Source organism: Pengzhenrongella sp. (assembly GCF_036565025.1).
In the GTDB taxonomy this organism is placed as follows: Bacteria; Actinomycetota; Actinomycetes; order Actinomycetales; family Cellulomonadaceae; genus Pengzhenrongella.
On sequence record NZ_DATCNW010000378.1, the window covers coordinates 1 to 10,400 of the forward strand.

Sequence of the window (10,400 nt, forward strand, 5' to 3'; positions counted from 1 at the left end):
GGGTTGCGCCGGCAGCCTGGTGGCCGGCCGCCACGGGGTGTGCGCGCGCGGCTCGGGCACCTCGACGGTCAGCTCGAAGTGCTCCTTCGCGAAGAAGCCGGCCACGCCACCACTGCGAACCCGCTCGGCCTTGACCACGACCGCGTTCGGCCCCATCTCCGTCCGGACTCGGAGCATCAGCCCCGCCAGGCTCTCGCCGTCAAGCAGCAATCGCGTGGACATCGCGCACCGTCCCCACTGTCTCGATTCGCAGGCCGGAGCCTGTCACTTCTGTGTAGGAGAGCACCGGGAGCTCCGTGGTCGCGAGCAGCACAAGCCGCCGCATCGCCGATCGGAGCGTCGGTGCGCAGGTCAGCACGACCGGATACCCGGTCGCCTCGCCTGCTGCGACGCACGAGCGCACGGAGGCGAGGACCGCGTCCATCCGCACGGGGTCGATCATGATCTGCGGGCCGCCGTCGGCCGGGCGTATCGACTCGACGAGGTTCTGCTCGAGCGTGGGTTCCAGCACGATCACGCGCAGCACGCCGCCGTGCCCGTACGGGGCCGCGAGCGCCGGCCCGAGCGCGGTCCGCGCGGCGTCGATGAGGCCGTTGACCTCGGTGCTCTGTTTCGCGCGCAGGGTGAGCGACTCGTAGATCCGGCCGAGGTCGCGGATCGGCACCTGCTCGATGAGCAGCCCCTCGAGCACGCGCTGGACCTCACCGAGGCTGAGCAGCCCGGGGATCAGCTCCTCCACGACCGACGGGTTCACGTGCTTGACGCCTTCGGTGAGCACCCGGACGTCCTCGCGGGTGAGCAGCCGCGACGCCTGCTGGGCGATGATCGAGCCGAGGTGCGTGATCAGGACCGAGACCCGGTCGATCACGGTCGCCCCGGACATCTCCGCCGCGTGCCGCAGCTCCGCGGGGATCCACTTGCCGGCCAGCCCGAAGACCGGCTCGTGCACCGACTGTCCGGGCAGCCCGTCCAGCGCGTCGCCGAGCGCGAGCATCCGCCCGACCGGGAGCTCGCCACGGCCCACCTCGATCCCGGAGATTCGCACGGCGTACGTCGCCAGCGGCAGGTCGATGGAGTCGCGCGTGCGCACCGGGGGCACGACGACGCCGAGGTCGAGCGCGATCTTGCGGCGCAGACCGCGCACGCGGGAGAGCAGGTCGCCGTCGCCCCCGCCGACCAGGTCGACCAGGTCGGGCGCCAGCAGGATCTCCAGGGCGTGCACGCGCATCTGCTCGATCAGCGCCTCGGGGCTGTCTGCCGACTGCACCGCGGCAGCCGGCGCCATCACCTCCGCGGCCGCGGCCGCGGCGGCGTCACGGAGCTTGACCCGCTGCCCGGCGAACAGCAGCAGCGCACCGACGACCACGAACGGCAGCTTGGGCAGGCCCGGGATCAGTGCCATCGCGACCGCCGAGACGCCCGCGATCTGCAGCGCCTGGCGCGACTGGCCGAGCTGGGCAACGGCGGCCGAGCCGAGGTCGCCGTCGGCCGTGGAGCGGGTGACGATGATGCCGCTCGAGACCGAGAGCAGCAGCGCCGGGATCTGGGTGACGAGGCCGTCGCCGATGGTCAGCAGGCTGAACCGTTCGAGGGACTGACCCGCGCTCAGCGACATCTGGACCATGCCGATGATGAACCCGCCGACCAGGTTGATGATCGTGATGATGATGCCGGCGACCGCGTCACCCTTGACGAACTTGGACCCGCCGTCCATCGCGCCGTAGAAGTCCGCCTCCGCGCCGACGTCGGCCCGGCGCCGCCGGGCGGTGTCCTCGTCGATCAGACCCGAGTTGAGGTCGGCGTCGATCGCCATCTGCTTGCCGGGCATCGCGTCGAGGGTGAACCGCGCGCCGACCTCGGCCACCCGGCCGGCGCCGTTCGTGATCACCACGAACTGGATGACCACCAGGATCATGAAGATCACCAGGCCGATGACGAGCGAGCCGCCGACGACGAAGTGCCCGAACGCCCCGATCACCTCCCCCGCGTAGCCGTCGCGCAGCACGAGCCGGGTCGAGGCGACGTTGAGCCCGAGCCGGAACAGCGTCGCAACCAGCAGCAGCGAGGGGAAGATCGAGAAGTCGAGCGGGCGCTTGACGTACATGCTGGTCAGCAGGATGACCAGGGACCCGACGATGTTGACCACGAGCAGCAGGTCGAGCAGCGGCGCGGGCAGCGGCACGACGAGCAGCAGCACGATCCCCACGACGCCCGCCGGCACGGCGAGCCCGGCAATGTTCTTGTTCCTCATCGCTTCGTCCTCGGTCGTCGTCTCTTCGCGCGCCGGGCAGCCGCCCCGTCGTGCTCCCCGGCTGGGGGTCCGCTCGCGGCGGAGGGGTTGCGGTGCAGGCCCTGCGCGGCACCCCGGCGGCGCAGGGACATCACGAACGCGAGGATCTTGGCGACGGCGACGAACAGCTCCTCGGGGACCTCCTCGCCGATCTCGCACGCGGCGTTCAGCGCCCGCGCGAGCGCGACGTCCGCGACCAGGGGCACCCGCTTGGCGGACGCCTCCTCGCGGATCCGGGCCGCGACGTGCCCGGACCCCTTCGCCACGACGACCGGGGCGCCCTGCCCGGGCTCGTAGCGCAGCGCGACGGCGATGTGCGTGGGGTTCACCAGCACGACGTCGGCGGTGGCGACCGCCGCCATCATCCGGTTGCGGCTCATCGCGAGCTGCCGGGACCGGATCGCGCCCTTGAGCAGCGGGTCGCCCTCGGACGACTTGTTCTCCTGCTTGATCTCCTGGGTGCTCATCATGGTCTGCTTGCGGTTCTTGCGGCGGATCACGAGGATGTCGAACGCCGCGAGCACCAGACCCGCAATGACGGCCGTGCGCATCAGCGAGGCCACGCCACCCGCTCCGACGTCCACGACCTGGCGCAGCGACAGCCCGCCCGAGGTGAGCAGCAGCGGGGTGATGCCCCGCACGATCACCATCAGCACCGCGCCCACGACGGCCGTCTTGAGCAGCGCCTTCACGCCGCCCCACAGGGCCTGCGTGCCGAACGAGTTCTTGACGCCCTTGAGGATGTTGAACTGCTTGAACGTCGGCTTGAGCTTCTTGGTCGAGAAATGGATGCCGCCCTGGGCTGCCGAGGACACGATCGCGGCCACCGTGACGACGGCGAGCATCGGCGCCACCGTCGGCACCACGGTCCCGAGCCCGTCGTAGAGCACCTGGACGGTGCTCAGCGGGTCCGGGTTCGCGATCGTCGTGCGCACGATCGCGAGCTGCGTGACCGCGTGCTGCGCCCCCGCGCGCAGCACGGCCGGCAGCATGAGCGCCGCCGCGCCCATCCCGAGCCACGCCGAGAGGTCCTGCGAGCGCTGCAGCGACCCGTCGCGACGCAGCTCCTTCATGCGCCTCGGGGTTGCCTTGTGGGTCTTGCTGCCCGCGTCCTCGCTCATCGGGCCACCCCCATCAGCAACCTCATCGAGTCGCGGGTCAGCGAGCTGACCAGCTGCGGCACCGCGAGGAACGCGGCGCTCGCGAGCAGCAGCGTGAGCAGGATCTTGAGCGGGAAGCCGAGCGCGAAGGCGTTCAGAGCGGGCGCGACGCGGGTGAGCAGCCCGAGGCCGACGTCGGCCAGGAACAGCACGACGGCGAGCGGGCCGGCGACCTGGAGCGCGGCGAGGAACATCTGGGTCAACCCGCTCGCGCTCAGTGCGGCCATCGCGGCGAGGTTGAGCGGGGTGCCGAGCGGCAGCACGTCGAAGGTGCGGACCAGGCCGGTGATGACGATCTGGTAGCCGTCCGACGCGAACAGCAGCACGAGCGCGGTGAGCTGGTACAGGCGCTGGAACTGCGCACCGCTGGTGAGGTTCATCGGGTCGTAGGCGGACGCCAGCTGGAAGCCGGCGAACAGGTCGATCAGCGCGCCGGCCGCCGTGGCGGCGTTGAACACCAGCGCGACCAGGAAGCCGAGGGCTGCACCGACGACCACCTGGAGCAGCAGCTGGGTGACGAACAGCGAGATGTCGGCCGGGTCGGACGCGGCCCGGGCCCGGGGCGCGACCAGCAGCGCGAGGGCCATCGCGAGCATCGCCTTGACCGCGCCCGGGATCCCGCGGTGCGCGAACGGCGGCGCGATGAGCAGGAACGCGGCGATCCGCACCCCGGCGAGCATCACGGACTCCAGGGGAAGCCACGGCAGCCCGAACGTCATCGCGTCAGCCCCCCTTGAGCAGCGAGGGGATCCGGGCGAAGAGCTCGGTCGTGAATCCGACGGCCTCGGCGATCATCCAGTGCCCGGTCACGAACAGCGCGACCGCGACCGCGATCGCCTTCGGGACGAAGCTGAGCGTGACCTCCTGGATCTGCGTGACCGACTGGAACAGCGAGATGGCGAACCCGACGACGAGCGCGGTCACCAGCACCGGCGCGCTCAGCTTGGCGGCGAGCACGAGGGCATTGAGCCCGATGTCCAGGACGGAGTTGGTGTCCATCGGCGCTCAGCCCCCGACCCCGGAATAGCTGCCCACGAGGGCCGTCACGACCAGGCCCCACCCGTCCACCAGGACGAAAAGCAGCAGCTTGAACGGCAGCGACACCATCACCGGCGGCAGCATCATCATGCCCATCGACATCAGGGACGCCGAGACGACCAGGTCGATCACCAGGAACGGCACGAAGATGACGAAGCCGATGATGAACGCGGACCGCAGCTCGGAGATCATGAAGGCCGGGATGAGGGTCAGGGTCGAGACCGACTCCGGGTTCTTGGGGTTGGGCAGGTCCGCGGCGCGCGTCATCAGCGCCAGGTCCTCCTCGCGGGTCTGGCGGAGCATGAACGTGCGCAGGGGAGCCGACCCGGTCTCGACGGCCTTCGCGAAGGACACCTTGCCGTTCAGGTAGGGCTGCAGACCCGCGGTGTTCACGTCGCTGAGCACGGGCGACATGATGAACAGGCTGAGGAACAGGGCGAGCCCGGCGATCACCTGGTTGGGCGGCACGCCGGTCAGGCCGAGCGCGTTCCGGGTCAGCGACAGCACGACGAAGATCTTGGTGAAGCTGGTCATCATCAGCAGCACCGCGGGGGCCACCGAGAGCACGGTGAGCGCGAGCAGCACGGTGATCGAGCTGTTCGGTTTGCCGTTCACACCGTTCAGGTCGACCGTGATGGAGGGGTCGGTGGTCGACGGCGCGCTCGGCGTGGTCGGCGCCCCGGGCGGGTTCGGCGCGGCGGTGTGTGCGGCGGTGCGCGCGGCGGTGTGCGCGTCGGCCACCGAGGCGACGGAGTGCACAGCGGCGCCCGCGGGGGTCGCGGCGGCGGTCGACACCCCGAGCAGGAACACGATCGCGGCGACGGCGAGCCCGGCCCGCACGAACCGTGCGCGCCCCGGGCGCCGCTGGGTCACCGGCGCACCGTGCGTTGCTGCACGACGTCGACCGCCCGGCGCCAGGTGCTGGGCGACGCGACGGTGCCCTCCAGGGCGCCGCGGGAGCCGACCCGGTCGCCGCGGTCCGGGTGGCCGAGGTGCCGTGGGGCCGTCGGGCGCGCCGCGGCCGCCATGAGCTCGTCGAGCAGGGCGTCGGTGGTCGGCCCGGTGGGCTCATCGAGGTCCGAGGGCTCCTGCGGGTCGAGCTCGTCGAGCGCCTGGAGCTCATCGAGGACCGAGAGCTCCTGGAGTTCCGGCAGCCCGTCGAGGGCGGCGAGGTCGAGCTCGACCCGCCGCTCGGCGGCGGTGGCGTCGGCGTCGCTGGGGTGGAGCTCGGTGAGCAGCGCGACGCTCTTGTCGCCGACCCCGAGGAGGAGCGTGCGCCCGGCGACCTCGACCAGCGTGATGCCCACGCCCTTGCCGAGCGCCTGGCGTGCGATCACGGTGATCGGCACGCTGCGCGACCGCCGCCCGACGACCGACGTGCCGGACAGCCGCCGCCCGGCGTACCAGATCAGACCGAGCACGCAGGCCAGCGCGAGCGCGACGCGCAGCCCCACCATCGCGGTCTCCATCAGACGTTGGGCTGGTCGGCCGAGACGATCTCGGTGATCCGGATCCCGTAGTCCTCGTCGACGACGACGACCTCACCGCGCGCGATCAGGCGGCCGTTGACCATGAGGTCGGCGGGTGCACCGGCGGCGCGGTCCAGCTCGAGCACGGACCCGGGGACCATGTCGAGGACCTGGCGCACCGGCAGGCGGGTGCGCCCGATCACGGCCGTGAGCGTCATCTCGACGTCGTAGAGCAGGCGCATGTCGGCCCGCTGGTGGGGGTCGCGCTGCTGCGGGACGGCTGCGGCCCGGCTGCGGGCCCGGATGCCGAACCACGCCTGCGGCTCGCCGTCGGCCATCAGGGCGAACGCCATCAGGCCCTCCCCGACCAGGTCGGCGCCGACCGGGCGGGTCACGGCGACCTCGAGCACGCCGGGACCGAAGGCGCCCGCGGCGGCCTCCAGGGCCGGCCGCAGCGCGTCCCCGAGCGAGATCGGCGCCCCACCGATGCCCGCGAGCGACTCGGCGATCGCCCGCTCGGCCACCAGCACGAGCTCGACGCTCGACGCGCCCACGAAGGTCGCGACGACGGCGGCGTCCTCGGGGCGCGGCCCACGGGACGGGTCCATCAGCTCGACCGTCAACGGCACGGTCGACGGCAGGAGACCGACCAGCAGGTCGGCGGCGATCTTGGCCTCGGTGGAGGGGGCGGTGCGGGCAGGCATCAGGAGATCTCCTCGGCGGTCACGACAACGCACGCGAGGCGGGCGCCCTGGGTCCCGGCGGCGGCACGGGCGAGCACGACGTCGTCGACGACGACCTCGAGCGGACGGTTGGTCGGGTGGTTGAGCTCCAGGACGTCGCCCAGGGCCAGCCCGACGACGTCGGACGGGCGAACGGTGATGGGCCCGAACCGGACGGCCACCGGAACCGGCACGTTCTCGATCCCGGCCACGAGCCGGGCGACCGCATCCTCGTGCGCCGCGAGCTCGGCGGCCGAGCGGTTGTCCGTGGTCTCGTTCGCCCGAAGTCCGGCGAGCAGCACGTCGGCCGAGAGCATCATCGTGGCCGTGTCCTCGTGGTCGCCGACGCGCACGGTGAAGGTCGCGACGATGACGGCGGTGGAGGCCGCGACGGCCTGCACGAACTGCGGGGCGTACTGCACCGACCGGACGCTGACCGTCATGGGCACGATGGCCGCGAACGCGTAGGAGAGGTCGCCGAGCACGTGCTGGAGCAGGTCACGCAGCAGGGTGAACTCGATCTCGGTGAGCTCCCGCTCGGCGTTCCCGATGACCATCCCGCGCCCGCCGAGCAGGTAGTCGACCCAGTTCATCGTCGTTCCGCTGGAGATCTGCACGACGGCGGTGGTGCGGCTCGGCTCCAGCGTGCACATGACCATCGTGGTCTGCGGCGGCAGGGACCGGACGTACTCGTCGTAGGAGAGCATCGTCACCGACTCGATCGACACCTGGGCGAGCACCCGCAACCTGGCGGCCAGCTGGTTGCCCCATTGACGCGAGAACGTCTCGAGCGCCATCTCCAGGACCCGACCGTGCTCGCGCACGAGGGTCATCGGCCGACGGAAGTCGTAGGCCGCGGGTTCGCCGGTTTTCTTGTTTCTGCGGGCCGGCGCCCGCGAGGTGTCCTGGACCGTCACGAAGCCCTGATCGGCCGCCCGCGCACGGTTGTGAGGAACACCTCGCGTCGTTCTTCATCCCGGTCGTCCGGGATCGATGTGGCGCCCTCCCTGGCACCGCGAACCACCGCCATCCGTGGCGGGCTGATCACTCCAGCGGGTGACTCACTGGGTGACGTAGTCGGTCAGGTAGACATCCATCACCTCGCCGTCGTACGCCTTGTCGAGCTCCTTGACGAGCTTCTCCTTGAGCTGCTCGCGGGTCTTCGGGTCGGTGACTTCCTGCACGGTGTGCCCCGAGAACACGGTGATGGCGTGGTCGAGGGCGCGAGCGGAGTCGGGCGCCTCCTTGACCTCCTTCGTGAGCTGCAGGGCCAGGCCAAGGCGCAGGTAGTGCCCGTTGGCCAGGTTGACGCTGACGGGGTCGATGGTGAGCACCGTGCCGGGCACCGGCGCAGGCGGCGGGGGCGGCCCCTTCGTCTCGCCACCCGACGGCTTGAGCAGGAAGAAGTAGGCCGCACCCGCGAGCGCGAGCACCACCACCGCGGCGATGATCAGCACAAGCTTGCCCGGCTTCTTCCGCTTCTTCTCCTCGGGGGCTTCCGAGACCGCGGCCAGCTTGGCCCGGCCCTCGCGGATCCCGCCGCCGACCGGCTTGGGTGAGCTGGAGATCACCCGCTGCTCGTTGACCATGTCCGTCGTCATCCCTTCATCTGTGCGATCACGGTCGGCAGCAGGTTGCGCACCGAGTCGGGCTGGGAGCTGTGCACGACGAGGTCGACACGGCGGTTCACCGCCAGCGCGTCGGCGCCGGCGTTCTTCAGGGGTCGGGCGTCGCCGAAGCCGATCGCGGAGATCCGGTTGCCGGGCAGGTGGTCGTGCTCGACGAGGCGGCGCAGCACCTGGGTGGCCCGGTCGGCCGACAGCTCCCAGTTGGTCGCGTACCGGCCGGAGACCGGGACCGCGTTGGCGTGGCCCTCGACGGAGACCTGGTCGGGGATCGCCACGAGCACGGGGGCCGCGGCGTCGACGATGACCTCAGCGGCCGGCTTGAGCACGGCGCTGCCCTGGTCGAAGAAGACGTCGTTGGCGATCAGGCCGACGACGAGGCCGCGCTCGTCGATCACAAAGCGGACCTGTCCGGCCTTGCCGACCGCGGCCAGGCGGGCCTCGATCTTGCGCTCCACCTGTTCGAGGCGGGTCAGCTCCTTGCGTGCGCGCTCGATGTCCGTCGGCTGGGTGGCGACCTTGAGCGGCACGATGGCGTCCTGCGGGGAGACCGGGCCGGCCAGACCCTGGTCCTGCGGCGCACTGGGCACCGCACCGGCGTCCTTCATCACGCCGGCGCTGCCGTCGAGCACCGACGGGTTGCCGTTGCCGAAGCCGGCCGCGAGGGAGTTCTTCAGAGCCGTGAACTTGGTGTTGTCCGTCTGACCCATCGCGTAGAGCACGATGAACAGCCCGACGAGCACCGTCATCATGTCCGCGTAGCTCACGGCCCAGCGCTCGTGGTTCTCGTGCTCCTCCTCGTGGACCTTCTTCCCGCGGCCCTTGTGCGCGCTCATGCTGCCTTCTTCTCGGACTTGGCGGGCTTGGCGGACTTGCCGGGCTCGTCCGCGAGCATGCTGCGCAGGCGCTCCCCGACGAGGCGCGGGTTGGCCCCGGCCTGCACGGCGAGGAGCCCCTCGAGCGCCACCTCCATCTGGGTGCACTCGAGGTCCGACGCGCGCTTGAGGCGCCCGGAGAGCGGGAGCCACAACAGGTTGGCGGTGAGCAGGCCCCACAGCGTCGCGACGAAGGCGGACGCGATCATCTTGCCGAGCTTGTCCGGCTGCGCGAGGTTCTCGAGCACGTGCACGAGCGAGACGACGGTGCCGATGATGCCGATCGTGGGGGCGAAGCCGCCCATGTCGGCGTAGTACTTCGCGCTCACCCGGTCCTGGGCGCGCTTGGTCGAGATCTTGTCCTCGAGGATGGTGCGCAGGTCGTCGGGGTCGGTGCCGTCGATCGCGGCCTGCAGGCCGGCGCGCAGGAACTCGTCGTCGATCTCCTTGGCGGCGTCCTCGAGGGCGAGCAGGCCCTCCCGGCGCGCCCGGTCGGCGAGGCCGACGAGGGTCTCGATCGTGACCTCGGGATTCGGGAGCTTGAGTGTGAACGCCTTGACGATCGAGCCGAAGGCGCGTTTCGCGTCCTTGACCGTGCTGCTCGCGAGGCCGGCACCCAGCGTGCCGCCGATCACCAGCATCATCGGCGCCGGCAGCACGACGGCCATCGGGCTCGAGCCCTCCATGACGATCGAGGCGATCACCGCGCCGAACGCGAGGCTGACCCCGATGAGGGTGGCCGGATCCATCAGATCCCCCTCGGGTGCAGCTGGACCGGGGGCGGGAGGGGCTCGTCGTCCGGGTCCGAGCCGGCGTCGTCGCCGTCGTCGGGCAGGTCGGGCGCGGCGTGCAGGCCGAGGTTCGCCCGGGGGTCCGCCGAACGCGCGATGACGGCGGCGCGGTAGTCGACGATGAGAGTGATGACGTCGGCCATGGATTCCTGGACGATGTACTTGGTCCCGTCGACCAGCGTGAGGATCGTGTCCGGGACGCTGTCGATGCGTTGCAGCAGGTCGGGGTTGATCGCGAACCGGGGGCCGTTCAGGCGCGTCACGATGATCACGATGTCTCCCGTCCATGGTCGATCCTGCGGGCCCATCCATGAGCCCTGTACAACTCCCATCGACCTCGACACCCCCAGAATGAGCGTTCCGAGCCCGCGCTCTGAGCCAATTTCCCGCCCCAAACCCGCAACGTCCGAGCGTTGACGTCCTATAGGAC

Annotated in this window: 13 protein-coding genes; all 13 read right to left on the reverse strand. The window is 71.0% G+C overall.

The window, feature by feature from the left end:
- Window positions 1-222, reverse strand: a 222-nt coding sequence (locus VIM26_RS21525) for a hypothetical protein (RefSeq protein ID WP_331955087.1), incomplete at its 3' end; no start/stop codon positions are given.
- On the reverse strand, window positions 200-2,251 hold the full coding sequence (locus VIM26_RS21530) for a flagellar biosynthesis protein FlhA (protein WP_331955089.1): 2,052 nt from the start codon (window positions 2,249-2,251) through the stop codon (window positions 200-202). The genes VIM26_RS21525 and VIM26_RS21530, both read right to left, overlap by 23 nt.
- The gene (locus VIM26_RS21535) at window positions 2,248-3,411 is read right to left on the reverse strand and encodes an EscU/YscU/HrcU family type III secretion system export apparatus switch protein (RefSeq protein ID WP_331955091.1); all 1,164 of its coding nucleotides are present in this window, start codon (window positions 3,409-3,411) and stop codon (window positions 2,248-2,250) included. The genes VIM26_RS21530 and VIM26_RS21535 overlap by 4 nt, the downstream gene beginning before the upstream one ends.
- Entirely contained in the window at window positions 3,408-4,169 is a 762-nt protein-coding gene (locus VIM26_RS21540) for a flagellar biosynthetic protein FliR (protein ID WP_331955093.1), read from the reverse strand. Before VIM26_RS21540 ends, VIM26_RS21535 begins: the two co-directional genes overlap by 4 nt.
- A 4-nt stretch (window positions 4,170-4,173) precedes the next feature.
- Window positions 4,174-4,449: a flagellar biosynthesis protein FliQ gene (gene fliQ / locus VIM26_RS21545; protein ID WP_331955095.1), complete on the reverse strand. Its 276-nt coding sequence runs from the start codon at window positions 4,447-4,449 to the stop codon at window positions 4,174-4,176.
- Window positions 4,450-4,455: 6 nt separating this feature from the next.
- Window positions 4,456-5,361, reverse strand: coding sequence for a flagellar type III secretion system pore protein FliP (gene fliP, locus VIM26_RS21550; protein WP_331955097.1), 906 nt, complete (start codon window positions 5,359-5,361; stop codon window positions 4,456-4,458).
- Window positions 5,358-5,945: a flagellar biosynthetic protein FliO gene (locus VIM26_RS21555; protein ID WP_331955099.1), complete on the reverse strand. Its 588-nt coding sequence runs from the start codon at window positions 5,943-5,945 to the stop codon at window positions 5,358-5,360. The genes fliP and VIM26_RS21555 overlap by 4 nt, the downstream gene beginning before the upstream one ends.
- A gap of 11 nt (window positions 5,946-5,956) precedes the next feature.
- Entirely contained in the window at window positions 5,957-6,661 is a 705-nt protein-coding gene (fliN, locus tag VIM26_RS21560; RefSeq protein WP_331955101.1) for a flagellar motor switch protein FliN, read from the reverse strand.
- Window positions 6,661-7,596, reverse strand: a complete 936-nt coding sequence (locus VIM26_RS21565) for a flagellar motor switch protein FliM (protein ID WP_331955103.1) — start codon at window positions 7,594-7,596, stop codon at window positions 6,661-6,663. The genes fliN and VIM26_RS21565 overlap by 1 nt, the downstream gene beginning before the upstream one ends.
- Before the next feature lie 144 nt (window positions 7,597-7,740).
- A complete protein-coding gene (locus VIM26_RS21570) occupies window positions 7,741-8,280 on the reverse strand; it encodes a flagellar basal body-associated FliL family protein (RefSeq protein WP_331955105.1) in 540 nt (179 codons plus the stop codon).
- Entirely contained in the window at window positions 8,277-9,140 is an 864-nt protein-coding gene (locus VIM26_RS21575; RefSeq protein WP_331955107.1) for a flagellar motor protein MotB, read from the reverse strand. The genes VIM26_RS21570 and VIM26_RS21575 overlap by 4 nt, the downstream gene beginning before the upstream one ends.
- The gene (locus tag VIM26_RS21580; RefSeq protein WP_331955109.1) at window positions 9,137-9,928 is read right to left on the reverse strand and encodes a motility protein A; all 792 of its coding nucleotides are present in this window, start codon (window positions 9,926-9,928) and stop codon (window positions 9,137-9,139) included. The genes VIM26_RS21575 and VIM26_RS21580 overlap by 4 nt, the downstream gene beginning before the upstream one ends.
- Window positions 9,928-10,242, reverse strand: coding sequence for a flagellar FlbD family protein (locus VIM26_RS21585; RefSeq protein WP_331955111.1), 315 nt, complete (start codon window positions 10,240-10,242; stop codon window positions 9,928-9,930). The genes VIM26_RS21580 and VIM26_RS21585 overlap by 1 nt, the downstream gene beginning before the upstream one ends.
- Between the last annotated feature and the right edge of the window lie 158 nt (window positions 10,243-10,400).

Bases quoted from the DNA above. Each gene is read 5' to 3' on its own strand.
- fliQ (WP_331955095.1), bottom strand. From the start codon at position 4,449: ATGGACACCAACTCCGTCCTGGACATCGGGCTCAATGCCCTCGTGCTC.
- VIM26_RS21555 (WP_331955099.1), bottom strand. From the start codon at position 5,945: ATGGTGGGGCTGCGCGTCGCGCTCGCGCTGGCCTGCGTGCTCGGTCTG.
- VIM26_RS21580 (WP_331955109.1), bottom strand. From the start codon at position 9,928: ATGGATCCGGCCACCCTCATCGGGGTCAGCCTCGCGTTCGGCGCGGTG.
- VIM26_RS21535 (WP_331955091.1), bottom strand. From the start codon at position 3,411: ATGAGCGAGGACGCGGGCAGCAAGACCCACAAGGCAACCCCGAGGCGC.
- VIM26_RS21570 (WP_331955105.1), bottom strand. From the start codon at position 8,280: ATGACGACGGACATGGTCAACGAGCAGCGGGTGATCTCCAGCTCACCC.
- fliN (WP_331955101.1), bottom strand. From the start codon at position 6,661: ATGCCTGCCCGCACCGCCCCCTCCACCGAGGCCAAGATCGCCGCCGAC.
- VIM26_RS21575 (WP_331955107.1), bottom strand. From the start codon at position 9,140: ATGAGCGCGCACAAGGGCCGCGGGAAGAAGGTCCACGAGGAGGAGCAC.
- VIM26_RS21530 (WP_331955089.1), bottom strand. From the start codon at position 2,251: ATGAGGAACAAGAACATTGCCGGGCTCGCCGTGCCGGCGGGCGTCGTG.
- VIM26_RS21540 (WP_331955093.1), bottom strand. From the start codon at position 4,169: ATGACGTTCGGGCTGCCGTGGCTTCCCCTGGAGTCCGTGATGCTCGCC.